The sequence below is a fragment of the Paraburkholderia solitsugae genome (assembly GCF_013177695.1).
Lineage (GTDB): Bacteria > Pseudomonadota > Gammaproteobacteria > Burkholderiales > Burkholderiaceae > Paraburkholderia > Paraburkholderia solitsugae.
This window is the reverse complement of sequence record NZ_WOEY01000017.1, coordinates 39,428-63,340: the sequence shown is the minus strand read 5'-3', so window position 1 is coordinate 63,340 and position 23,913 is coordinate 39,428. Positions and strand designations below refer to the sequence as shown.

The 23,913-nt window shown below is 55.7% G+C and carries 20 protein-coding genes; 13 read left to right on the top strand and 7 right to left on the bottom strand.

Annotated features, from left to right (window positions below; genetic code table 11):
- Window positions 1-36: 36 nt before the first annotated feature.
- From GNZ12_RS04305 to GNZ12_RS04295, 3 genes are all read right to left on the bottom strand, one after another.
- Window positions 37-1,545, bottom strand: a complete 1,509-nt coding sequence (locus GNZ12_RS04305) for an efflux transporter outer membrane subunit (protein WP_172309172.1) — start codon at window positions 1,543-1,545, stop codon at window positions 37-39.
- Window positions 1,546-1,626: 81 nt separating this feature from the next.
- Complete coding sequence (locus tag GNZ12_RS04300) at window positions 1,627-2,088, bottom strand: MarR family winged helix-turn-helix transcriptional regulator (protein WP_235993595.1); 462 nt, start codon at window positions 2,086-2,088, stop codon at window positions 1,627-1,629.
- Window positions 2,089-2,097: 9 nt separating this feature from the next.
- Complete coding sequence (locus tag GNZ12_RS04295) at window positions 2,098-2,283, bottom strand: hypothetical protein (protein WP_172309171.1); 186 nt, start codon at window positions 2,281-2,283, stop codon at window positions 2,098-2,100.
- A gap of 537 nt (window positions 2,284-2,820) precedes the next feature.
- On the opposite strand from GNZ12_RS04295, the gene GNZ12_RS04290 reads away from it, so the two are divergent.
- Entirely contained in the window at window positions 2,821-3,738 is a 918-nt protein-coding gene (locus tag GNZ12_RS04290) for an alpha/beta hydrolase (protein ID WP_328805950.1), read from the top strand.
- Window positions 3,739-4,571: 833 nt separating this feature from the next.
- Here GNZ12_RS04290 and GNZ12_RS04285 read toward each other — a convergent pair.
- The 3 genes from GNZ12_RS04285 to GNZ12_RS04275 all read right to left on the bottom strand — a co-directional run bounded on the left by GNZ12_RS04285 (window position 4,572) and on the right by GNZ12_RS04275 (window position 6,522).
- On the bottom strand, window positions 4,572-4,724 hold the full coding sequence (locus tag GNZ12_RS04285; RefSeq protein ID WP_172309170.1) for a hypothetical protein: 153 nt from the start codon (window positions 4,722-4,724) through the stop codon (window positions 4,572-4,574).
- A 211-nt stretch (window positions 4,725-4,935) separates the two neighbouring features.
- The gene (locus GNZ12_RS04280) at window positions 4,936-5,235 is read right to left on the bottom strand and encodes an SDR family NAD(P)-dependent oxidoreductase (protein ID WP_328805949.1); all 300 of its coding nucleotides are present in this window, start codon (window positions 5,233-5,235) and stop codon (window positions 4,936-4,938) included.
- A gap of 252 nt (window positions 5,236-5,487) precedes the next feature.
- Complete coding sequence (locus tag GNZ12_RS04275) at window positions 5,488-6,522, bottom strand: LysR family transcriptional regulator (RefSeq protein WP_172309169.1); 1,035 nt, start codon at window positions 6,520-6,522, stop codon at window positions 5,488-5,490.
- A gap of 1,058 nt (window positions 6,523-7,580) precedes the next feature.
- Between GNZ12_RS04275 and GNZ12_RS04270 the strand changes: the two genes are divergently transcribed.
- From GNZ12_RS04270 to GNZ12_RS04215, 12 genes are all read left to right on the top strand, one after another.
- Window positions 7,581-8,513, top strand: coding sequence for a LysR family transcriptional regulator (locus GNZ12_RS04270; protein WP_172309168.1), 933 nt, complete (start codon window positions 7,581-7,583; stop codon window positions 8,511-8,513).
- Between the two features lie 255 nt (window positions 8,514-8,768).
- Window positions 8,769-9,203, top strand: a complete 435-nt coding sequence (locus GNZ12_RS04265; protein WP_172309167.1) for a MarR family winged helix-turn-helix transcriptional regulator — start codon at window positions 8,769-8,771, stop codon at window positions 9,201-9,203.
- Window positions 9,204-9,836: 633 nt separating this feature from the next.
- On the top strand, window positions 9,837-10,637 hold the full coding sequence (locus GNZ12_RS04260) for an MlaA family lipoprotein (RefSeq protein ID WP_328805948.1): 801 nt from the start codon (window positions 9,837-9,839) through the stop codon (window positions 10,635-10,637).
- Window positions 10,638-11,809: 1,172 nt separating this feature from the next.
- Window positions 11,810-12,157, top strand: a complete 348-nt coding sequence (locus GNZ12_RS04255) for a DUF4148 domain-containing protein (RefSeq protein WP_172309165.1) — start codon at window positions 11,810-11,812, stop codon at window positions 12,155-12,157.
- A 686-nt stretch (window positions 12,158-12,843) separates the two neighbouring features.
- Window positions 12,844-13,701 carry an AraC family transcriptional regulator gene (locus GNZ12_RS45230; RefSeq protein WP_172309164.1) on the top strand — a complete coding sequence of 286 codons (858 nt, stop codon included), beginning with the start codon at window positions 12,844-12,846 and terminating at the stop codon, window positions 13,699-13,701.
- A 589-nt stretch (window positions 13,702-14,290) separates the two neighbouring features.
- Complete coding sequence (locus GNZ12_RS45225) at window positions 14,291-14,791, top strand: DUF302 domain-containing protein (RefSeq protein ID WP_172309163.1); 501 nt, start codon at window positions 14,291-14,293, stop codon at window positions 14,789-14,791.
- A gap of 1,176 nt (window positions 14,792-15,967) precedes the next feature.
- Entirely contained in the window at window positions 15,968-16,621 is a 654-nt protein-coding gene (locus GNZ12_RS04240; RefSeq protein ID WP_172309162.1) for a sugar dehydrogenase complex small subunit, read from the top strand.
- A 2-nt stretch (window positions 16,622-16,623) separates the two neighbouring features.
- Complete coding sequence (locus GNZ12_RS04235; protein ID WP_172309161.1) at window positions 16,624-18,276, top strand: GMC family oxidoreductase; 1,653 nt, start codon at window positions 16,624-16,626, stop codon at window positions 18,274-18,276.
- A gap of 1 nt (window position 18,277) precedes the next feature.
- The gene (locus GNZ12_RS04230) at window positions 18,278-19,795 is read left to right on the top strand and encodes a cytochrome c (protein WP_235993594.1); all 1,518 of its coding nucleotides are present in this window, start codon (window positions 18,278-18,280) and stop codon (window positions 19,793-19,795) included.
- A 127-nt stretch (window positions 19,796-19,922) separates the two neighbouring features.
- Entirely contained in the window at window positions 19,923-20,438 is a 516-nt protein-coding gene (locus GNZ12_RS04225; RefSeq protein WP_172309160.1) for a GlcG/HbpS family heme-binding protein, read from the top strand.
- A gap of 72 nt (window positions 20,439-20,510) precedes the next feature.
- The gene (locus GNZ12_RS04220) at window positions 20,511-21,659 is read left to right on the top strand and encodes a YncE family protein (protein ID WP_216673093.1); all 1,149 of its coding nucleotides are present in this window, start codon (window positions 20,511-20,513) and stop codon (window positions 21,657-21,659) included.
- 83 nt (window positions 21,660-21,742) lie between these two features.
- On the top strand, window positions 21,743-22,264 hold the full coding sequence (locus GNZ12_RS04215) for a DUF302 domain-containing protein (protein ID WP_172309158.1): 522 nt from the start codon (window positions 21,743-21,745) through the stop codon (window positions 22,262-22,264).
- A 443-nt stretch (window positions 22,265-22,707) separates the two neighbouring features.
- Here GNZ12_RS04215 and GNZ12_RS04210 read toward each other — a convergent pair whose 3' ends face one another.
- Window positions 22,708-23,901 carry a porin gene (locus GNZ12_RS04210; protein ID WP_172309157.1) on the bottom strand — a complete coding sequence of 398 codons (1,194 nt, stop codon included), beginning with the start codon at window positions 23,899-23,901 and terminating at the stop codon, window positions 22,708-22,710.
- Between the last annotated feature and the right edge of the window lie 12 nt (window positions 23,902-23,913).

Genomic DNA, 23,913 nt, shown 5'->3' with positions numbered 1-23,913 from the left:
CTTGTCCAGTCGGTCTTTCTGGCTCTGCGCGTTGTGTCAGTTAGCTGCCTGCGCCTCGGATGTCGAAGAAGTTGGTACATCGGTCGGCACGACGAGACTGGCGCGTTTCGCGTCGAAGCCGCCGCCAAGCGCCTTGATAAGTCCGATCTGCAGGGCGCGGCGGTTCATCCTGAGGTTCGTCACTGTCTGTTCGGCGGCGAGGCGGTTCTGATCGGCGCTAAGCACCTGCAATTGTTCGGAGAGACCAGCCTTGTACCGGACCACGGCGAGTTCATAGGCTTTCGTCTGGGCATTGAGGGCTCGCTGCGCATCATCCGACTGTCGGTCAATCGAATGAATGGTTGCGATCTGCGTTGCCGCGTCCGATAGCGCGTTGATCAATGTCTGGTTGTAGTTCGCGACATCCAGGTCGAAATCCGCGTAGCTTCCTTTCAGCTGTGAACGTAAGGCGCCGGCGTCGAAGAGCGGCAGGTGGAGTGCCGGACCGAACTGAATCTGCCGGCTCGACGAAGTGAGGAAGCGACCCCAGCCGAACGCATCGAAGCCGAAACCGGCCGCGAGGTTAATGTCCGGGAAGAACTCCGCCTTGGCTTCCTTGACGTCGTGGATCGCCGCTTCGATCTGCCATCGTGCGGCAACGATATCCGGGCGGCGCGAAATCAGATCGGCCGGTAGGTTACTCGGCAGCACCACGGCGTTGCCGCGCGTTAGTACCGGCTTCGTTATTTGCAGGCCGCGATCCGGACCCTTGCCGAGTAGCGCACCAATTTGATAGCGCACTACAATTATCTGGCCGTCGAGATCGCTCAGGTTGGTCTGACTCGTGGCAATGTCACCTAGCGCAGTCTGTCTTTCGACGTTGGTATCGAGGCCCGCCACGACACGGCCGTTGGTGATTCGGCTAATGTCTACGCGATCGCGGATTTCCCGCACTATGATGTCGCGCAGTTCGTAGAGTCGCGCTAACTGGTTATACGAGTTGGCGACGGAAGTCGCGAGTGTCACGCGGACTTGCTGCAAGTCGGCCTCGGCGGATTTTTCCTGCGAGACGGCCCGGCCAAGCCGTGCGCGGTTCTTGCCCCACAGATCCAGTTCCCACGAGGCACTGGCCAGTACGTTATTCTCGCTGTACCACGTACCCCCGAACGGAGGCGGGACGATCGCGTTTTCGGAATACAGTTCGCGAGTCCACGCATAGTTACCGTTTGCCTTGGGATAGAGCGCTGACTTCGACGACTCGATGTAGGAAGAGGCCTTCGCGATACGTGCCTCGGCTTGGGCCATCGATGGGTTGCCTTGCAGCGCTTCGCCGATCAAGTGGGGCAGTTGCGGGTCGCCGAATTGCCCTGCCCAATCCGGCGAGGGCCAGAGGCCGCCTTCGGAAGGCAGGCTTTGGCTTGACGCGTACTGCGCCGGCACCGATATCTGCTTGTCGCTCTTGATGCCGATGTAGTTCACACATCCCGCGAGCACTAGCACGGACACTGCAACGGCTTTGGCTGTTGGGCGAATGCCGACCCTCAGCCAGGGCGAAGGAGTATTCATCGCGGGTTTCCGTTTCGTATCGCTGGTTATCGTCACCGGTCAGTAATCCATCGTTTTCCTTCACGACGATTCATTGCTTTATTAGTATCTAGGTATGATTTCATCGGCTTCGTCGCTGCAATTGGTATGAACCCGGCGTAGCATGCTTTTCAGGAAGCCGACTTCCTCGGGCGTGAAACCCTGCACCGCGCGTTGGAGTGCGTCGGTGAAAATATCTGGCATTCGCTCGGCGAGCTCGCGCCCGCTGTCGGTGAGTTCCAGCCGCACGACCCTTCGGTCTTGATAGCTACGCGTGCGCGACAACAGGGCGCGCTTTTCCACGCGATCAAGCAGTCGCGTTACGGCGCTCGTGTCGATCCGATATTCACGCGCAAGTTCAGTCGCTGTCGAGCAGCGGCCGATCGCCAGCATGAAGAGCATGCTGGCTTGCGTACCAGTGATGCCAAGTTCGGCCAGTGTGCGTCGCGTGACCATGTGGTTCAGCAGCGACTGTACGCGGGAAACCAGGTAGTCGATGTTTTCGGTGATCTCGTAAGCTTGCAACGTTGGGCCTTACAGGGTAAAGATTGACGAAAGGGACATGGTCTGCAACGTTTCCTTGGGAACGTCGGCGACGCATACCATGAGCATGTCGATAACATCTACCACGATGTTGTTGTGGGCATGGTTCGAGCAGTGGAAGAGTACGTTGGTACGCTCTCCCTTGAGTTCGCCACGTCGCTCGTCGATTTCGATCACCTATGGGGCAACGTCCCGCAGAGGCCGATTCGTGCCAATTGGCACCATCGCACCATGGCGGCGCGGTCGCTGCCGGGTTGCCAACAGTCGTCGAATGAAGTGTAGAGCGATAAAGAGCGTCGGTGGTTTAGCGTGAGTAAATAGAATTTTCATTCATCGTCAACAATGGACGAGTCCGTTATCGCATCACGCGTCTGCGTCGTCTTAACCCAAGTCGGATCGCAACCGGCCGCTTTGGGCGGATATGAACGGCACTATTCACTCAATGTTAGGCGCCGGCATTGCTGTCGCGCTCGCGACAGCCATGTTTCGGGGGACATGCGTTAGCCGTGAGGAAACGTCTGTTGAAGTGTGCCTGATTGGCGAAGTCGCATGCTCACGCGATTTACGCAAAGAACGTTGGTTGGTCAACATCAAGTCCTTGGCGGAGCAGGCGGCGAGCGATCAGAAATCGATATGAGGACTGTCCAGTGTGTTATTCGATCGCGTGAATGAGGTGCCCGGCGGGCATGCCGCATTGTTTACCTTCTTTGAATTGTGTTTAAACATCACGACGATTTATCCAATCCGCCCCAAGCGCCACAATCTGCGCTATTGAAATTGGGTTGGTACGGGCCGATGCGGAAGAAAATGATCATGGTATCGACTCGAAATTCGGACGTCTCTATTGAGGAAATTCGCATTACCGGTTATGTGCAACCTATTATTCTGCGCAGCTATCAACCAGCATCAGACAGCGCCGCTTTTCCCGTGGTGCTCTATTTTCATGGCGGTGCATTCACTGGAGGATCGCTCGACGACGCGGGCATCACGGCTATGACGGTCGCGTGTCGGACCCGAGCCTGGGTCGTATCGGTGGGCTATTCGCTGGCACCACAGTTTCCATTTCCTGTCGCACCTGAAGACGGATATAGGGCGCTGAAATGGGCGGTCTCCGGAACCGGTTCGCACCGCGTTGCCTCCAGGCTAGTGGGAATCGCAGGTCACGACGCAGGCGGCAATCTCGCGACGTGCGTCGCGGCCATTGCACGTGACCGCGGCGAAGTGACCATCTCGGCCCAGGTACTGATTGCGCCATTGCTCGATCCGAGCATGACACGCATGGGTTCCGAGAGTGGGATCGTTGAAGCGAAAGACATGAGCGAACTCGCGCGCTGCTATCGGGCCTATCTACCGAGTCCAACCCAACATTTTCATCCTTATGCAGCGCCTCTCGACTCGAGGCGACTCCACGGGTTGCAGCCTGCCTTGATCGTTACGGCAATGCAGGACCGGTTGCGCCGCGAAGCCGAGAAATATGCCATCGCGTTGATCAATGCTGGCGTTTCGACTCAAGTCATCGATCAGGCCGACGCGTCGCACGACGAGCTTGCTTCGCATCCCGCGGTGCTCGCCGACGTCATCAGCTTCTTGAAGAAGCATTTGCACGCGCCGACTGTCGTCAAGCGGCCCTGAAAGTCGTCGTTATTCCGCGTAGCGGGATCGGACGTCTACGCATAGGTTCTTGGTTCGAGAAGAAGGGGGCCTAACATGAGCTTACAGCGTAAGCCAATTCGGGCTGCCTCTCGCCGTGGCTACCGACGTCTCGATCGACGGACCCGTCGCCAATGGTCTAGGCGCATTGCCGCGATTGCGAATTTCTATAAGCGTGCGTACGCGCGATTTCCTGGCCCGGACTAGGAGCGAGGACGCAAAAATTTCTCCTGTCCGTTTGGAAGAAACGGACAGGAGTCGCATATTTGACGCGCTCAGCGGTCTCCTGTCACGCGCAATTTCCAGTCGACGATTGTATGGTTGCAGGTGTCGAATTGATTGGACGCCGGATTGCTACGTACTTACTTTCTGATTTCGCGTGATGTAGCCGGGCGCTATTGCATAGGAGACAGTTGGGGTATCATGAGGATGGGAATCTGCGTTCCTGAATGCAAAAAAAAGCCCGCCGTAACGGGCAACCGTATCCAGGGACACGGGAGGAGCCATGATTTTCAGCCGGAACGGATGATTCTTGAAAGGCCTGTGCAATCGTAGTTGAGGATTCGCGGCGATGCGATCGACGACCGTTCGAACCGGTTCGTCGTATCGTGGCTTGCATCGATAAGTCGCTTTTCGGGGACCGCAGTGTCGGGTAGCTGCTCCAAGGGGAGTTTAGACGGTCGGCGTCGCATCGCTAGTAGGCGCAGGCGAATTCAATTGTGCGCTGGGTTCAACAATCAACGGTGCGCCTGATTACTTTGACGTGTATTCGCCTACTGGGACAATCTCCATGCGCTGATGGCGATAGCCGTTGTTCAAACACCGCGAATACAGACTTCATCCGTCAGCCATTCAACCTTGGCAATCCCGTAGCGTTTTACCCATTTCCCTTGAATCCCGGAACCGGGCGGCGGAGTCAGTGTTTTACAAATGGAGTCCGCATGCGGATCTGTGAGATCAATCATCATGCGAATATTCAGACAGACAGGCGCGTTTGAGGTTGGAGACCGGCTAGCAGCACCGGACGCTGAGCGCACTGTATCTTCTTGCGACATTGAGCGGCGCACCCGAGGCGACTTGCCGCCAAGTCCAATCTCGCATCGACGCGCCAGTTGTACTGCTAGCGAGAAGTAAGCTGCAGTCCTCCGCAATAGTCACTGGCTAAGGGAAGTCAAGTGATCAGGCTGAGATTTTTCTTGTAACAGCTCTGGGCGAGGCACCTGCGGCGTTCAGTATCAGCGCGTCGACGCGGCCGAATGCATGAAGTGTCCGCGCAGCGAACTGGTCAACGCTTGCCGGATCGGAAATATCACAGGCGATCGCCCGGACGTCGATGCCGTCTGTCTCGTGGAGCTTTGTTGCAACCGAATCGGCGGCGTTCTGGTCGCGCCCGGAAATCACCAATTTTGCGCCGGCATCGCCTAGCGCACGCGAGATCGACAGTCCCATGCCCTTGGTCGTGCCGGTTACGACGACCACGCGGCCGCTTAGATCGAAGAGCTTATGAATGATCGATACTTCAGTTTTTCACATCGCGTTAAATAGGGATCGGCGAATGGGCCGTATGACTAATTCATGGGTGCTCCGTAACGACGCAGCATGAGGAATGGTTGCTTGTGCTCATTGAAGATAGCGTTTTTTTTGCCAAGAGCGAATGGAAGGGCACACTTAGTGACCTGAATTGACACGATACCGACAGAGGACCAAAGGTGTTTACCGCCGAGTGGGTATTTAGAGTGCTTGGACCGTTGCGGAATCACTGGAGCTTTCCCCGGTGGTGGACATTGCGCGTGAAAGATCGCCCACGCCAGTGGGGTGGTCCGGTTCGGCTGGACGTAGCGGCACTTCTTTCCGCGCCTCTCTCACGAAGAGTGGAGCATTTTCGAACACTTCAGCAATCCAGTCGACAAAGGCCCTTGCAGAGCCCGACAGATGCCGGTTCTGCAGATAGACAACGGAAACAGGGGTTGCGTTCGGCTTGCAATCCGGCAGGATTTCTACCAGTTCTCCTGAGCGAAGGTACGGCATGGCCATGAAGCGAGGCACCTGGACGATGCCGAGCCCCTTTAAGCCGCATGCAAGATAGGCTTCCATGTCGTTGACCGTCACGCTTCCTCGCAGATTTAATTCGATCATTCTTTCGTTCAGTTGAAATTGTAAGTCGGTTGTGCGTGCTGCCCCGGGGCACAGGTACCGCACACAAACATGCGCACACAGATCGTCGATTGAATGTGGAACACCATGGTGTTCCAGATATCTTGGCGCTGCTGCTGTCACGCGCTGCAGTGTGCCGATGCGTCGCGCCACGAGACTTGAATCCACGAGTGATCCGAGCTTGATTGCGCAATCGACTGCTTCCTGGATTAGGTCGACAGGCTTATCGCCGCAACCGATGATGAGCTCGATGTCCGGGTAACGGGCTCTGAAGTTGTCCAAAGCTGGAATCAGTAGGGTCTTTCCGATTGACCCTGGGGTGTCGATGCGAAGCTTGCCTTGCGGCATTTTCCCAACGATCGACATGCCGCCCTCCATCTCGTCAATATCCGCCAGTATTCTCACGCAACGATCGTAGAACTGCGCGCCCTCGGGTGTCAGGCTGAGCCGTCGTGTCGAACGCTGTAGCAGGTGAACCTTCAGATAAGTCTCAAGATTCTGAACAATGACTGTGACCGACGCTCGTGCGAGATCGAGCGTGTCCGCCGCGCGTGAAAAGCTTCCGCTGTCGACGACCCTTGTGAACACCAGCATCGCTTGCAGCCGATCCATAGTAATTCTCCCTTGAATTGCATGGCGAGATCGTGTCGCAGTTAACTCGATAACATGGATCTTCCGAGTCACGGAAGTCATTCGACTCTTATCAATGAGTTTAAACAAGAGGATGCGGTGCCCTCCATCCAGGGCATGTCTGCCTGAAGATCAATCTTCAACGGACTAATGTGGGCAGGCAGGATCATGGTATCCATATTCATCCGTGTTTCCCGATTTCGCGGTCGCGTGCTGAGTCGTTGCGTGGTAATCCTTGGCAACGAATCGTATAGCGCGTGGCAACTCGTCCTGAGTGCAGTGAGCTCCTAGAAGACTGTTCGTTGGCTAGATGGAAACGGCGATAGCAAAATATTACGCCGAGATTTTTCTCTCTGTACTCGTATGATGAATACTGAATCGTCCCGACTATGGTGAACCTATAGAAGACTCTTCATCGAATAGACGGGAAGGTGGATATGGTAAAAAACTTCGCAGGAGTCGTTTTCTCTGGAGTGACCGAAATCCGGTTTTTTGCTTGAATCTGCGTATTTTGTAGAAAACGCAGATGAGATCAAATGTTCCACTGGTGCGTGTCGCGAGCGTCTAGCCCCTGTGTCAGGCAGCCTCGACGGATCCAGCCCAGACGCGTCGCGGCAGAGTTGCCGGCTTGTCCGATCATCTGGACTTGGCGCACACGCTCATCCTGCTTGGGAGGCCGCCTCGCCCAGCATTCGCTCGGGTGAGGCGGCGACGTTTTGCGTGCGCCTTCCGGATCGAGCAAGCCGTTTGATTGGCGTGTTCGAGCGGAAACGTTGATTCCACTCGCATAGGACGGAGTGCGGCCGCTGGATCGAAGCTACGCGTCATGGCAATAGGCGCAAAAATATGCAACTCTGCGACAATTCCGGAACACGTAATCGAGTGCTGCTCGATAATGGCGCGGAGGCTTTGCCACGACACTACGCTCCGTTCGTCAAGGAGATCTGGCTGGCTTTCGTTCTGTGGCTACGAGTGGTTGCGCACGTAGCTTTGCGCGTAACAGAATGCCCGATTGCAGATATGCCTACCGAAGGTGCCCTATGGATTACCTTGATAGCTTGCGTGTTTTCCGCTCGGTCGTTGAAGCGAAAAGTTTTACCCGCGCAGCAGACATGCTGGGCATAGCCACGCCGGCTGTGTCGCGCGCCATAACGACACTTGAGCATCGTCTGGGTAGCCGTCTGCTTCATCGGACGACTCGACAGGTTTCGCTCACCGAAGCAGCGGAGCATTTCTATGACGGCTGTTGCCGGATTCTCGATGAACTGGAGGTGCTGGAAGCTGAAGCGTCAAACCAGACACGGGAGCCAACTGGCGTGCTTCGACTTGTTGCTCACACAACTGCGACCGTAAGTCGGCTCGTGCCACTTATTTCAGGCTTCAAGCGGCAATATCCAAAAGTAAGTCTGGACCTAACTCTTACCGAGCGACCTGTCGATCTGGTGGCGGACGGCTATGATTTAGGGATTGTTATCCCCTTTATGTTGAGCACCGACACCGTGGTGACTCGACTTCTGGAACGCATGCCGCTCTCGGTCGTCGCGACGCCGGCATATCTCAAGAATCACGCGGTTCCTAAGCATCCGTCTGAACTGGTTGATCACACGTTCGTCGCGATGTCGCCCGCACTTCGCAAGCCATCGTTGACTTTTCGCCTGGGTGACGAGGATTTGACCGTCCCGTTGAAGTTCGATATCGCTTCGAACAACCCGGTGTTCAACCGGGAAATGGTATTGGAGAGTTGGGGCGTCGGCGTCGTGCCCGTAGCGTTGGTCCAGGAGGAGCTGGCTTCAGGTAAGCTCGAGGCCATGCTTGAAGACTTCGAAATTGTTGACGGAGATATTGAGCTTCGACTCGCTTATAACTCACGAACCCTGCTGCCGGCTAAGGTGAAGGTGTTCGTCGAGTATGCTGCGGCATTTTTCGACGAGGTAGCAGGGGCCCGGCGTGTGCGGGCTAAGTTGGAGGCGTGATGCTTTGCCTCACGGGTGCACGTTCTGTTCAGCGCTTTAGCGCTAAGCTTATGAAGGGCGTTGAAATGGGTTTGTCGCTCGGTCGCGCGAGGTCGCTAGAAGTACCTGACCAGTCCACGATTCCGAAAGTTGGACAAGTGGCCGCCTAGCTCTCCGCCTCATGTCGACCCGTTACCTCCGATGGTTTTCCGTTATGAAAGAAACTGATGCACGACGAGTATTGATAGTCGGCATCTGTGCTACTAATCTGTGCGAATGCACATCCAATCCCTCGAAAACGACGACTGTTTCGCTGTTCGTCAGGCTGCGCGGCATATTTCGCAATTGTACGAGCGACATCTGAGCGGAGCGGGTATTACGCCGACGCAGTTCAGCATCCTTTGTGCGCTTCGATGTAGCTCAAGGCTGACGATGCTGGAATTGGCGCAGGCGATGGTGATGGACCGCACCACGCTTGTGCGCATACTTCGGCCGTTGCTGCGCAATGGATTTGTCGCAAGCGAGCAAGACGGACGGGTGAGGCGGCGTCTTCAACTGGTTCTGACTAGTGGCGGCCACGCGAAGCTACACGAGGCCGTGACGCATTGGAGCGCGGCTCAGGACGAGTTCGAACGCAAGTTCGGGCGCCAGCAAGCGGCGTCTCTGAGGCGTGAGCTTCTCCGCCTGACGCGCGACGTCTCGAAAGAATGAAGCTCGCCTGAGCCGCAGCGCGATTCGGAAAGTTCACATTTTCGTTAGTCAATCCGCGTATTGCACGTTCCCCGTAACGAACGATTTGCAGGGTGGGCCGATACATTTGTCGTCGCGCAGGTTCGTGCGTGCGTTGATGACGTCGCCGCTGAGGTCGTTGCTTCAAGTACCACCGGCGGAAGAAGTGCGTCGAAATGTAAAACGGCCAGCACAATTCTATCGATGCGCATGATGTATGCGCGCTAGCAGGCTTTTCACAATGCACGCTCTTAATGCATGGTACCCCCCGTACACTGCTTTGTTCGCCGCAGAACAATAGTGTCTTTTGCGAAGCCTGCTTTTTCAGAACGTTATTGCTCGCTAAACTCGATGCACGAGTGAACCGGTGCGCAGGGCAGTTTGAGTTTTGCTAGCGAACTGCGGAGCACCCGATGATTTGCAAACTTTCCCATGCGGCAATAGGCGAAATCTCGCACCGACTAGGTGTTGCATTTGTCGTCTGCGACATATGTGAAGGGGCGGTTACGACCGGACTTTCGTACGAACGTCGGGGCGATTCGAGAGACAGGAACGCAAGGAAAGAAAGCGATGCAAGCAAGTCGGAAGGTCCGAAGTCTACAGCTCGGGATAGTGGTGACAAGTATCCTAGGCTTGTTCGGTTGCGCGACCAACTTTGACCGGACGCCGGGAGATCCCCTGGAACCATTGAATCGCGCGGTATTTTCATTCAACGATCGCGTGGACACATACGTCGCGCGTCCGGTGGCCGTGGGATACACAAAGATAACACCGAACCCAATTCGCACGGCAATAAGGAATTTCTTCTCGAACATCGGCGACGTTGGAAACTTCTCGAACGATGTGCTGCAACTGAAGGGTACCGACGCCACCGAAGATCTGATGCGTTTTGCGTTCAATTCGACGTTCGGGATCGGTGGTCTGATCGACTGGGCGACACCTGCCGGTTTGCCAAAGCACAATCAGGATTTTGGTCTGACGTTGGGGCATTATGGCGTGCCTTCCGGTTTCTATCTCGTGCTACCGTTGTTCGGCCCGAGTTCCCTCCGCGACTCAACGGGCTGGATATTTTCGTATTTCACCACACCCACAAGCTACCTACCGGCGGAAGCCAGCGTGCCCCTATTTGGCGTGAACTTCATAGGTGCTCGAGCTGATCTTCTCGGCGCGACGGATGTGCTGTCGCAAGCAGCATTGGATAAGTACACGTTTGTTCGAGATGCTTACATGCAGCGACGTCGCTATTTGCTGAACAGCGGCACCGCCCCGCCGAACTACGTCGACGCCGATGTCGAACCGACAGAGGTTTCAGATACGAGTCAGCCTCGGACGGTGGGAGTGACGCCGGATTCTCGGAGTGGACGGACGCAGCTGTCCGGCGCTTCGACCCCTTCAGGAGACGCTGTCACCAAATAGGAATAAATCCTTGCTTATGCTCGATCCGGCGGATCGCAGATCTTCTGCTGAATGCTCACCGTCGGCTTCGACCCTAGGCTGAACAGTCAGCTACTTTCGCGACGGGATGTCACTGAGAGCTGCAGTAGAACTCGATGTTCACGATTCGAGCGACGCAAGGTGCCGGAAGAGTTTCCGTTAGCCTGGAGAATGTGAGCACCTGGACCACGGGTGATTGCGTCGAAGAACAGTGAACAGGCGATTTCCTGTTATTCGATTGCTGGAAGCAGGGGTGCCGCAAGGTGCCTTGCGATTAGATCGCCCTTGTCAAAGGGCACCGTGCAGCGAGGTGGTCCATGTAGAAAATTTGTCTACTCAGCGGGAACACTAAACAGCTAGAACAACGCGTATCGATTTGGCGAAGTTGCTCGGGCGCATGGGGGACATGTCGATTAGGGTGAAGTTTCTGACAAGATGGCGGCAGTGACACCGTTGTCCATATCCACGGATCATCTGGCAACTGGTTAGCAATTTGGGCACCCGCGACTTCGCTTATAGAGTTCGGCCGCCTGATTGAAGTCTCCGCAACTTGGCGCGCGGCGGGCGCACAACAACCAAAGATTAATTGGCGAATGCTAACGCCAGCGACAGCACCTCTGCTTAGGGTTGTCCATTGACATCGCAATGGACAAGGTGGGCGCACCTCTGACTACCAAAACAGCGCTAAGCGGGGATCCCAACCGAATCTTGTGCTCGAAGTTCGGCGCCGACGTGCACTCGCTCGGCTAGCATTTTTCAGTCGAACAATTATCGGCTTTCGATGGGCAGAGCATCGAGAGCAGGATGCACTGAAGCGTGATTTTCTTCCCGGCGCGCTGGCCGCACGAAGGAGGGCTGCCGCGTGGCAACCTTTGGACATTGTCTAGGTGGACCCAGAAGCAAGCGGAAGTGCTTTGGGTGAGTGAGCTCCACCGAACATCCGGTCCCCTAAAAATCCTGAGCATAATGTTGGCATGGACACGTTGAGTCGGGTCATCACCAATCCCCGTTTTTAATGGTTTTACCCTTAAGAATGGTAACAATGCTTTCCTTTCGGGCAGCTTAATTTTAAGCATTAACTTACCTAGACTGTAGTCACTGGCTACGAACAGGGCTGTCCGTAGCAGCTAAACGAAATGTCGAGGTAAATTATCATGAAAACCCTTATTCAAGCAGTTGCTATCACCGTAGCACTCGTCGCTCCGCTTGCATCCTTTGCTCAGTCGAACGCACCGAAAACGCGCGCTGAAGTGCGTGCCGAACTGATTCAGCTCGAAAAGGCCGGGTATAACCCAGGCGCCAGCAATGACGCAACCTATCCGGCCGAAATTCAGGCTGCGGAAGCGCGCGTAGCCGAACAGAACGAAGCGACCGCTGCAGCAAAGGCTCGCGTCGTTGACACTAGCGGCTTCGGCGGCACGGTCGTGGGTTCGTCCGTATCCGGTGCCCATCGATCGACACCATCCAACGACGGCATGAAGCCGATCTACTTCGGTCATTGAAGCATTCGCGCCACATGCTGCGAATTTCCCGCATGAGGTCGCGCAAGATCTCTTGAACGCGCCGAACCTTTGGGGGGCAACTCGTCAGAAGCTGTTTTGAGGAATGTACGGGAATCTCAGGGCTGAGCCTGAGTCCCTCACGGGTGATATAAAAGGGAGATTGCCTGCCCGATGAAGTTTGAGCGGCTCCTTACATGAAAAAGGGCGCTGAAGCGCCTTTGTCTGCTTACCGCCCGATTTAGGCGAGCCCTTCAAGCTTGGTTTCAGGACAATCTGCAGGAGCTTGGCGGCCTTGCCATTAGGCTGTCGCTGTTCACTCTCTTACTTCTTCACAGTCGACGCACTGAGTGCAGAATCGATCTGATGCGTCAAGGCTGTGCGCGCAAAGCGCTACCGGCGCCCTTGGAGATGTGTCGCACTTCGGTGCAAGGTTCTCTGCAGCCGCGTTCAAATTGGGATCGAACCAACGCATGTCACCAAACCGGCGCAGATCTAGTTGCCCGAGACCCTTGGTATCGAATAATTCTTCCGCGCTCTTCATCGTCTCGGCTGCATCACAATGGGACCATGCGCAAAATGCGCCATAGCATAGGGGATCGTTTCATTCTGCCAGAATGCAGTCATGGGCGCTTTGAACGATTGGTTGAAAGAAGTTCGCGCCGACGGGCTGGTATTGGTGCGCGCGCGTGGCGGCCCCGTGGGAGTTCGCTGCAGAACCCCGCGACGCCGTGGTGTTCCATTTCGTGGCGGAAGGGCGCCTTCGTGCGGCAACCCGACACGGAAAGCTTGGAATTGCAGGCTGCGAACTAATCTTGATTCCGCGTGGCTGCGGGCACGAAGTGGCGTATTCGCGGCGGGGAAGAGCTATGCCATTGGAGGCGTTCCTGGCTAAGCGTGATGGCATCGTCGATCGTAATCCAAGGGCAGTCAAGCTGATCTGCGACCAGTTTGACATGGACCAGCAGCTGGCACTTCCCGCCTTACGGGCTTTACCACGAGCCGTTTCACTACGCACTGGTACGGAACGCGGATGTTCACCGCTGAGCGATACACTGCGCATGCTCCGTAACGAAGTGGAGACACTTAACTTCGGCAGTAAGATCGTAGTGCGCAACCTGCTTTCATCCTTGTTCATCCACTTCATGCGCGATTCGGTCGACACTACGTCTCCGGTCGCCAACGACTGGTCTTCGGGCCGGCGGTCGCCCCATATGGCGAGGGCCTTCCCGCGCATTCATGAAGCACCGGAATGCGCGTGGACACTAGAAGAACTCTCCCAGGAAGCTGGTTTGTCGAGAGCCGCTTTCGCTCGCAACTTCAGCGCCTCTGTGGGTGAGCCGCCACATTGCTACCTGATACGCCGGTGTATGGGCGTTGCTGCTCGGTTGCTTGAGAAAACCGATCTGCGACTCACGGAGATCGCATCGCGTGTCGGTTATCGGTCGGAATTTTCGTTTAGCCGCGCCTTCAAGTCGGCTCGTGGCATCTCGCCAACTCAGTACCGCCGCGCAGCGTCGAATCGCGCGGGAGCGCTGCGAATATGAAGCTACTTGTTGCGATGCCCTATAAAGCGTCTGTCGGGCCGTTCCGCATGGCTGCAGCTTATTGAAGTGCGCCAGAAATTTCGACTACTACTATCCATCACTTCATCTGCGAACACACCGGGAGGTTTGGCAACGGTCCGGGACAACAGAAGTACACCGACGACACGAGAATACAAACTGGTAGCCGCTGAGATGTGCAGTTCCGCGGCGTTGGCTGCGGTCAGCGCGGTACCGTGCTCGACGCTGAGAATCGCTTCCAGATGGGGAAATTTTGTTCGTTGCATAAAGGCCAATGCTTCGCGTGATCTCCGACGAGAGCCCCAAGGGGATCATGACCATATCCGAAGTGCCGGGATCTGGTTTCTCTCGCGGTTCGAGTGGCGTAGCCGCGCGTGCGCACTGAGAGATGGTTAGGTCCACGTGGGACCGTGTCGCGCCGATCGCCTCCCTCTATTGACAATTGCTGGCAATGGCAAGAGCGCTGCAAATGACGTGTTTTTCAAACCTCGTCCATAATCCGAATACGGTGCTCGAGTGAATTAAGTTCTTGTCGGCCTGTCAACCAAGCACGATCTCAAAGGAGTTTAAAGTGACAACATCTCAAACCCAGAGGTCAATTGTTCGCGTAACGATCAACTCTGACGTCAAGTTTGAAAATTTTGTCAAAGCCTTCCAGGAAAGACTCGGAAAATTCGATCAGGCTGCAATTGCGGCTTTGATTGGGCAGCCTCGCCAAGCGGCGGCTGCAATAAAGAGCATGGAGGGAGACCAGGGCTTGATGATATTTTTTACGCTTGACCACGGTCGTGCGCTTAACATGGTTGGGAAAGGTAGCAAGGCGCTCCGGTTCATATTGGGAAACCCGTTGGTAGCGATACAAATGACCAAGCACGACCTACGGGCTGGCCAGTATGTCCCTTTAACGCTGATTGCGTACGAGGACAAAGAGAATCGCCTTCGCATTGAGTATGATCAACCATCTTCTCTTCTCAACGTCTGCGAGAGCTCAGAGATCGACGAGATCGCACACGATCTCGATAGGAAGCTTCTCTCAGTAGTGGCGCACGCGATCGAAGATGCCTCAAGATAGTAGCAGGCGAAGTATCGAGGGTACTCTCGCATCATCCTGACGGGCTGCGCCGTACGGCGCACGATCCCGGTCGGCACACACTGTCTATGTAGGTAGATGTGTAGATCGTCTGGCAGGAGATAGTCAACGGCGAGATGGACTAGGGAAGGGCTAGCGGACCTAAGCTGGCGCATCTTCTGGCGCGCGGCGAGCAGCCGAGCAGTTCCGCAGGACCCGTCAGGTGTGGAGTTTACGCAAACGGAAATCGATCGGCTGGAGGCTATCCGGCTCGTGTCGGAGATCCTACGCCTGGCAGCTCGATGACGTGGCGAGGCATGAGACGGCTGACGGACGCTCGACTCGGGTACGAACTCGCGGTGAAAAGAAACGGGCAATTACGAGGCTGCAGTGACGCATACGTTTCAGGCGACTCGTTTGGAAGCTGAAAAATACGATCTATGCGCTTAAAAGTGAGAACGGAAATCGATATAAGACCAGATTCGACATGAAATATCGGATTTATCAAGCTATTAGCAGAATTTAGCAATGCTTTATTCGCACTCTCGTCCTCGGACTGTCAAGATCTCGATAGTTCTTTCTATTTTGACCGGTTGCAAGAGGGGTGGCCATGTACGGAGAGGGCGTTGGTCCTTTAGGCTGCCGATCGAGCTGTTCCACGCTTCGCTTGGGCTAAATGAAACTGTTACAGACAACATTTTCATTGAAGGCTCGCGGCGACGAACGGCATGCCTAGGATGATCGGAATTTGCTCTCTCTAGGCTGCGTTCACGACCAGCGGAGCGGTACACGAGAAAAATGTTAGTTGTCTAATGTACCGCTGACCGTTTCATGATTTGAAGCCTAGGTTCGAGGTCAGTGACAAGTGAAAACGCACTGCTGTATGTTGCTGGCGATTTCGAGCCGGGCACTTCACCGTCTATCAAGACGGACCTGAATTGGTCGGTGGTGACCGGTGCTGATGTCTCGCAAGGCTAAGAATCGACGCCAACACTTGGACCGAATCGCTAACACACCGTGCGGTCGTTCAACCGCGATTGTTGCAGATTAGACAAGCGTTTTTCGCCGGGTTAAGTATCGAGCCAAAAATTGGTTGAAGTCAGACACTTTGCCGCCCTTTGTTGAGATATACGCAACAAATGAACCAGTCCACACTTCGCCCGTTTGTGATCTTTCAACATGTCTGAAGAGAAACTCAGCAGTGTTAATGGCTTCACGCCGGACCTGACGCGTAGGTGCGCGCTAAAGACCCTCGCAGTTGCCACTCAACTTGCCATTTTCTCACCGCTGGTCTTTCCGGTTGCCGGACTCGCGCAGGCGTCGAACAATGCCGTATCAAAAGTGCCAACCCGCCCCCCGGGCGCAGACCCCGCAAGTTTCCGCGGATCCGAGTTTCTTGCCCTGTCGGTTGCGCTGACCGGCCACACCTCCATGGACTCGACGGTAGGTATGCGGCTATTCGCAACGCTATCGACTGAAGACAGTAGTTTCCCCGATCGTGCAGCGGCGCTTGCTCGTCAGACACGTGCAGGTCAGACGCCGCAGCAGCTGTTGACGCTCGCGAAAATGGCCGGCTTGCATGACGTCGCATTGGCAATCGTCGCGAGCTGGTACACGGGAACAGTCACACGCAACCATCATTCGACGATGGTCGCGTATGCCGATTCGTTGATGTACTTAACCGTCGCGGATGGCCTTAGCCCGCCGACCTATTGCGCCAACGGCCCGTTGTGGTGGGAAATACCGCCACCTGCTGCCGGCGTCTCTACGCCCGCTGAAGCCGAAAGAGCACGTCTTCCTGCGTCTGTTCCTGTCATAGACAAACAGGCATGACCATGGCCTCGCCGACAATATCTTCAAGTGGCGACGTTGTCGCGGACGTCGTAGTAGTCGGTTCCGGCGTGGTCGGCGGATTGATCGCCGATCAACTCGCGAGAAAAGGCCACTCAGTGGTGATTCTCGAGGCCGGATTACGAATTGATCGTGCGACTGCGGTCGAGAATTGGCGCAACATGCCGTTTCCGAATCGCGTCGGCTCGGACTTCCAGGGGTTGTATCCGCAAGCGAAAGGGGCACCCGCACCGCTGTACTTTCCACCAAACGATTACGTCGCGTTGAGCGGCCCAAGCGCGGGGTCGTTCCAGCAGGGCTATTTGCGCACGGTTGGCGGTACGACTTGGCATTGGGCTGCTTCGTGTTGGCGGCATTTGCCGGTGGACTTCAAGATGCAATCGACATATGGCGTAGGCCGTGACTGGCCGATCTCCTACGGCGATCTCGAGCCTTACTATTGTCGTGCAGAGGAAGCGCTCGGAGTCGCAGGTCCGAATGATCCGGAACGGCAGTCGCCGTCGGAGCGCAGTCGTCCGTATCCGATGGACATGGTGCCTTGGGCTTATGGCGACGCTCGTTTCGCGGAGGTCGTCAACGCCCATGGATATAAGTCAATTCCGATCCCGCAGGGCCGCAGCACGCGCCCATGGAACGGCCGCCCGACTTGCTGCGGCAACAACAACTGCCAGCCGATCTGTCCGATCGGAGCGATGTACAACGGCATCCACACGATCCAGAGCGCAGAGAAGAATGGCGCGAAAGTCCTGGCGGAGTCGGTCGCGTACAAGATCGATACAGATGACCAGAACAATATTACGATGCTCCATTTCTACGGCGCGAATCATCAGTCGCACACTGCCAAAGGTAAGATTTTTGTGCTTGCGTGCAACGGTATCGAAACACCGCGCCTGTTATTGCTTGCGGCCAACGCGCGCAATCCACGTGGCATTGCAAACAGCTCGGATCAGGTCGGTCGAAACATGATGGATCATTCTGGGTTTCACTGTACGTTTCTCGCGAACGAACCACTGTGGCTTGGTCGCGGACCCGCGCAAAGCAGTTGTATTGTCGGTCCGCGCGATGGCGCATTCCGGTCGAAGTACTCGTCGAACAAGATGATTCTGAACAACATTTCACGCGTCGCGCCTGCTACGGAGCAAGCGTTGCGACTTGGACTGATTGGCAAGGAGCTTGACGATGAAATTCGTCGCCGTGCTATTTTTGGTGTCGACCTGTCGATCAGTCTCGAACCACTGCCGGATCCGAAAAACCGACTGACACTTAGCAGAACACGCCGTGATCCGCATGGGCTTGCTTGCCCCGATATTTACTACGATGTCGGCGATTACGTGCGCGACGGCGCGACCGCCGCGCACGCGCAACTTAAACATATCGGCAGCCTCTTTGACGCGGTCGAGTTCAATATCACGAAAAGTCTGAACGCAAATAACCACATCATGGGTGGCGCAATTATGGGTTCAAGCGCAAAGGATTCGGTCGTCGATGGGAATTGCCGCGCACATGACCACGCGAATCTGTGGCTGCCGGGCGGTGGTGCTATGGCCTCGGCTTCGGTCGTAAATACGACGCTCTCGATGGCAGCGCTCGGGATCAAGGCGGCCGACTCGATCGAGCAATCTCTGCGGCGAGCATGAGATGAGTCAGGAGTTGTCAAGCTCGAGTGGCGCAGTGGTGTTGACTGTGGCGGCAGTCTCATTCAGCGTCGGCTGTATGCTTGCAATCCATTCGACCGGCGCGCTTGCACAAAGCGTTGCTAAATCCGGTGCGTCCGTCGATGCGCATGATACCGAATCCGAGCTCATCCACAGGGGCCATTTGCTCGCAATTGCTTCCGATTGCATGGCTTGTCACACAGTCGCAGATAGAGGCAAAGCGTTCTCTGGGGGCTACGGAATTGTATCGCCAATAGGCACTATCTACTCGACCAACATTACACCGTCGAAGAAAGACGGAATCGGCGACTATACGGAAGCGCAGTTCGCGCGCGCATTGCGCGATGGAGTGCGAGCCGATGGGGCACATCTCTATCCGGCGATGCCCTACACGTCTTACGCCGGGTTGACTGATGTGGACGTTCATGCTCTGTACGCATACTTCATGAAGGGCATTGAACCGGTCGACTCAGTGCCACCGAAAACGACGTTACCGTTTCCGTTCAACATCCGTCAGTCCATGATCGTATGGAATCTTCTGTTCCTCAAAAAGCAGCGCTTTGCCATTAATCCGAATCGCAGCATCGAATGGAATCGCGGCGCGTACCTGACTAACGTGCAGGCACATTGCAGCGCATGCCACACGCCGCGAAATGCATTGATGGCGGAAGACCTCGACCGTGCTTTCAGCGGCGCCCAACTCGGACCGTGGTATGCACCCAATATCACGTCCGACCCAGTCAGTGGAATAGGTACGTGGACGGACGACGAGCTGGTTGCATATCTGAAGACGGGTCATGTGGTCGGAAAAAATCAGGCGGCGGGCGGCATGGCCGAGGCAGTACAGAACAGCTTGCAATTGCTGTCTACCGACGATCTCAAATCCATCGCGGTATATTTACGCAGCGTACGACCAATCCGCACAGCGGGTGAGGGCACACCCGCATTCGGGTACGGAGGGCGCGGCGACGCTGCCGCCTCGGTAGATGTTGGTCCGAGTGGGACGTGGGTAACTGCGCCAACCTCCGGAGCAGTGCTATACCGCGGCTATTGCGCTAGTTGCCACCGTTCGGACGGTTCGGGCAGCAAAGATCAGAGTTATCCGTCCCTGTTCCATAACACTGCGACCGGCGGTGCAAATCCTTCCAATCTCGTCGCCGCAATCTTGCGCGGCGTAGACAGGAAGGTCGGCGATACTCATGTGCTAATGCCGGACTTTGGGGAAGACTCGTACGTGCAGCCGTTGACCAACGAACAAATAGCCGCGATATCGAATTATGTCTTGCAGCATTTTGGCAATCCGTCGGTCAGCGTGACTCCGACGGATGTCGCTATAGCGCGACGGGGTGGGCCGGTGCCGTTTCTTGCGTGGATCCAGCCGTTCATCTTGCCTGCATGTTTTGTGCTCGAGTTACTGGTGATCTGGCTGGTAATAGGTAGAGATGTTTGGCGAAGACGACGTGCAAGAGCTAAGGCGAACGTTCAGGAAATAGCTCAATGATTCTGCAAGGAGTCGTCTGCGACGTGTCGGGCGCACGAGGTCGGCTGTAAAGGACACAGCCCGAACGCCACTATCAGACTGCGTGATTGATCGGTTACTTTTTGCGAACGATTTTTGGGAGAGTGTCATGTTCAAAGCTACCGTCTCTCCTGTTTTCTTGCTTGCGCTACTCGCAGCTACGAACTTGACGCGAGCGCAACAGGGCCAGTCGACAGCGGTGCCAGCCACTCTTCCATACGACATTCCGTACGGGCCCCCGATAACGTTGCAGCAAGCCAGGACTGTAATCGGCGCGGCCGAAGCAGAAGCACGTCGTCGCAACTGGCAGTACGCGGTGGCGGTTGTCGACAGCGAGGGAATGTTGGTGTCCTGCGACAGGATGGATGACACACAGCTGGCATCCATCGCGATAGCAGAGGCGAAGGCGCACGCGTCCGCGCAGTTTCGTCGGCCCACGAAAGCCTTCCAGGATGCGGTTGGGAACGGCTCGATGGCCACACTTTCAGTTCCGGGCGTTCTGGCGGGAGAGGGAGGCATTCCAATTGTTATCGGGGGCAAACTCATTGGTGCAATTGGAGCCAGCGGCGGTGCCGGCGTGCAGGACTCGGTCATCGCCGAAGCCGGTGCGGCCGCAGTTAAGTGATCAATCGATGGATCATTAAGGAGTCGACGGGTGAAATTACCTATTTCGAGATACTGTCAGTGGGCGCGAGCAATGTTCGGCTTTGCCATCGTCGTCGCGGCCAATACGTCCTACGGCGCTGATTGGATCATCTCCGGCAATGATGCGAAATATCAGCGTGTCGAGGGGCTTGATACATATCCGGAAAATCCGAAGTCCGACACGTTGACGCTCCTTGACGCAAGTCATTTCCCGCCTCGGGTGGAACGGCAGGTAGAGGTGGAAAATGGCGTTCAGGGGCCACCGCAGGCCGTAGCCATAACGCCAGACGCGACGATCGCTTTGGTCGGCGCACCTACGCGCTACGACCACGCGACCAGCCAGTTGCTTATGGATACTTTTGTGCAGGTCGTTGACCTGAAGAAACGGGAACCTACGGTCGTCCGCATCGAGGTGGGTAGCCATCCGCAGGGCATTGCAGTCAACCGCGCGGGCAGCCTGGCGTTGGTGGCGTGTGTTGACGGTAGCGTGGTTCAGCTTCGCATTGAGGGCACGCATGTAAGCCTTGCGGCGAGCCTGCGGGTAGGCCAAAAACGTCTGGCGGGTGTGAGTTTCACGCATGACGGACGGCACGCGCTGGTCGCATTACGTGACGAGCAAGGTGTCGCCGTATTGGATGTCGCTGACGACAAGGTAACGGACAGTGGTTTGCGGCTGTCAAGCGGCGTGGCACCGTATACGGTCGATGTATCAAGCGACGGGAATTGGGCGGTTGTGAGCGATGTTGGCTTGGCGGGGTTGCCCTCTTACCGGGGGACCTTGGTTGGCGATTCTGACACTGTGACTCTCATTGACGTATCCCATGAGCCGTTTCGCGCGGTACAACACGTCAGTGTTCCATCGCTGCCTGAAGGCGTAGCGATTTCCGCCGACGGAAAATGGATCGGGGTGCAATCAATGGACGGCTCAAATCTTCGGGCAGGTAACCCAGGACGTCGCGCTCAGGGAAAGATCGTATTGTTTGCAATTCGTGACGGACGAGCAGTAAATGTGGCCGCGGTGGCGGGCGGCCAGGCGTCTCAGGGGATCGTGTTCACTGCGGACAGCAAGTATCTTATCGTTCAATACAACGTTGAAAAGCAGCTCGCGATCTTCGACGTGAACGGTGGAAATCTGCGCGATACAGGTCAAAGGATTGCACTAAGCGGTGGTCCTTCATCGATCCGTACGACGCCACGTTGAAGAGAGTAGTCTTGCAGACCTAACTTCAGACTGTGCGGGTTGCGATTTCGCCGTGGTGTGGGTTCAATTAACAGGAGGTCGGAATGAGAGATGACGTGACGGAAGCAGTCCAGACATTCGAAGGTATTCGGGTTGAAATCAGTACGCCGGTACCGTTTGACGAAGTTCTGAGCCGACTCAGGAAACTTTGCGGTAATGCAACCATTCCAGAGCTGGTTGCATTAGCGAGGGAAGATATATCAGAAGAGCAGTATGCTACAGAGGTTGAGCGACGTTTCGTCGGAGAGAGTGGGTTTATGCTGTTCAGCGAAATCGATCACGGCGGGTGGATCAGCAAGTTTGGAATCAAGCGGCGTTCGCTGAGATGGATACTTGGAAACCCCCTGATCGCTATCACGATGATTCGCCATGACATCACGGCAGGTCTATTTGCACCCGTCGAACTGCTACTCTCGGAGGCAAACGATGGATCTGGATGCATACTTACCTATGTCAAACCGTCATCACTCATAGTCATCAGAGAAAATGCGGAGCTTGAAGTGGCAGCGCGAGCTCTCGATAAGAAATTCGAAGCACTGATTGTGGCCGCAACGGCTCGTGGTTAGGGATGTTCCGATTGGCAATACTCTGGGACGGCGCTTCGATCGTGCACCTAGCTCGAGTTTCATGCGAACGATGAGGCGCGTCTGGGAGGCAAACACCTTTACTACCAAGGCGCCCCAGCACTGGCAGCTTGTTGGATGTCGATGCGGACATCGTTTGAGATTCTCGGACGTATTCTTAGGCGCCTACCGAGAGATCCGGAATTGATGTCGCGCGAAGGAAAGATTCTGGGGTGGTGATCCCATTTTGTCTTTCCAATAGCGATGTACATCAAGAGGCTTCCTGCCTGGGATTTCGAGCCATGAGTCCGTCTAGTGCGGGAGCGACTCGTCGAATCACGTTAATTGGCGCGGTGGGGGGGAGCCCCCGATTGGACCTGCGCACAAACGACAAGGGCATCAGACTTGACGCGCTGAGCACAGAAACATCGGGGTTACCGTGATAGTCAAAATTGATGTCGTATCCCGAAGCTAACAATGACTTGTGATTGGGTCGCTGACGAGTGACCGTTGCCTTTGTCCGACACGGACGCAGTCGCCGGAACTGGATTGCCCAAAGCGTCGAGCGTGCCTCCAGAGGCGTGTTGATACCCGCTCAATACGTAAATGACCGAGCGCTTTGTCAGGTTGTACATTGCACCTATCGTTACATTGTGGTATTGAGCCCGGTCTTCGATGCCATCCACTTCGCCGCCTCGCGTATAGCTGTATCCGCCAAACACCCGGATATTCGGTCGAATCTTCCATTGGGCAAAGACGCCCGCAATATTGAAGGTCGCAATACCGTTGAACAGGGATTCTGCGCCGGATCGATATTGCACATTGCTGTAGTTCAAACCTACGAGCGCCGAGCCGAAATCGTAGGTTACGCCTGCCTCGACGATTTGCTGAGATTGTGCGCTGGCATACCCTTCGTTGATGGACGAATTAAACAGACCATCGTCGGAGCCATTCCACTTGCCGAGTGTCGTGTCCTTCGGACCACTCTTGCTGTTGTCCGAGCGTTCGTAGCCCACGCTGATATTTAATGGACCGTTGCCGTAACCGGCGCCGACGCTCCATGTGTTCTGCTGTTTCAGACTGCCCGGCTGACCTCCGAAGCCATACAGCGCGCCAAATGTGAAGCCGGAATAACTCGCGCTCATGTATTTGATTGAATTATTGACACGCGCGGTCTGATCCAGGTCGTCGATGTCGCCGGGATGAGCACCGAAGCCGCCAATGTAAGCGATCGGGGACACCGGAGCGAGAAAGTCGTTCAGCGATGTGTACTGTCTCCCCAATGTGATTGTGCCGTACTGCGTGCTTCCGATTCCAACGAATGCTTGGCGCCCGAACAAACCGCCATTCTGTAGGATCTTGCCATTCGTGACGTCGAAACCATCCTCAAGTTGAAACAGGGCGTTCCAGCCGCCGCCGAGATCCTCTTTGCCCTTCAGGCCCCAACGGCTGCCTGACTGATTCCCACTAGTGACGCTAAAATTCGAATGTCCGGTGTATGCCCCGGGCGATCCGGTCCGCTCATTGCTCCGATATGTGATGCCGGCATCGACAATGCCGTATATCGTGACCGAGCTTTGTGCCGATGCGATTCCCGCAAAGGAGAATATCAAGGCCGAAGCTACCCACTGTTTTTTCATCGTTGACATGCC

What these genes read in the sequence shown, in the direction of transcription:
- GNZ12_RS04270 (WP_172309168.1), top strand. Translation starts at nt 7,581, where the DNA reads ATGGATTACCTTGATAGCTTGCGTGTTTTCCGCTCGGTCGTTGAAGCG.
- GNZ12_RS04275 (WP_172309169.1), bottom strand. Translation starts at nt 6,522, where the DNA reads ATGGATCGGCTGCAAGCGATGCTGGTGTTCACAAGGGTCGTCGACAGC.
- GNZ12_RS04220 (WP_216673093.1), top strand. Translation starts at nt 20,511, where the DNA reads ATGTTCGGCTTTGCCATCGTCGTCGCGGCCAATACGTCCTACGGCGCT.
- GNZ12_RS04240 (WP_172309162.1), top strand. Translation starts at nt 15,968, where the DNA reads ATGTCTGAAGAGAAACTCAGCAGTGTTAATGGCTTCACGCCGGACCTG.
- GNZ12_RS04255 (WP_172309165.1), top strand. Translation starts at nt 11,810, where the DNA reads ATGAAAACCCTTATTCAAGCAGTTGCTATCACCGTAGCACTCGTCGCT.
- GNZ12_RS04215 (WP_172309158.1), top strand. Translation starts at nt 21,743, where the DNA reads ATGAGAGATGACGTGACGGAAGCAGTCCAGACATTCGAAGGTATTCGG.
- GNZ12_RS04230 (WP_235993594.1), top strand. Translation starts at nt 18,278, where the DNA reads ATGAGTCAGGAGTTGTCAAGCTCGAGTGGCGCAGTGGTGTTGACTGTG.
- GNZ12_RS04225 (WP_172309160.1), top strand. Translation starts at nt 19,923, where the DNA reads ATGTTCAAAGCTACCGTCTCTCCTGTTTTCTTGCTTGCGCTACTCGCA.
- GNZ12_RS04210 (WP_172309157.1), bottom strand. Translation starts at nt 23,901, where the DNA reads ATGAAAAAACAGTGGGTAGCTTCGGCCTTGATATTCTCCTTTGCGGGA.
- GNZ12_RS04305 (WP_172309172.1), bottom strand. Translation starts at nt 1,545, where the DNA reads ATGAATACTCCTTCGCCCTGGCTGAGGGTCGGCATTCGCCCAACAGCC.
- GNZ12_RS04235 (WP_172309161.1), top strand. Translation starts at nt 16,624, where the DNA reads ATGGCCTCGCCGACAATATCTTCAAGTGGCGACGTTGTCGCGGACGTC.
- GNZ12_RS04265 (WP_172309167.1), top strand. Translation starts at nt 8,769, where the DNA reads ATGCACATCCAATCCCTCGAAAACGACGACTGTTTCGCTGTTCGTCAG.
- GNZ12_RS04285 (WP_172309170.1), bottom strand. Translation starts at nt 4,724, where the DNA reads ATGATGATTGATCTCACAGATCCGCATGCGGACTCCATTTGTAAAACA.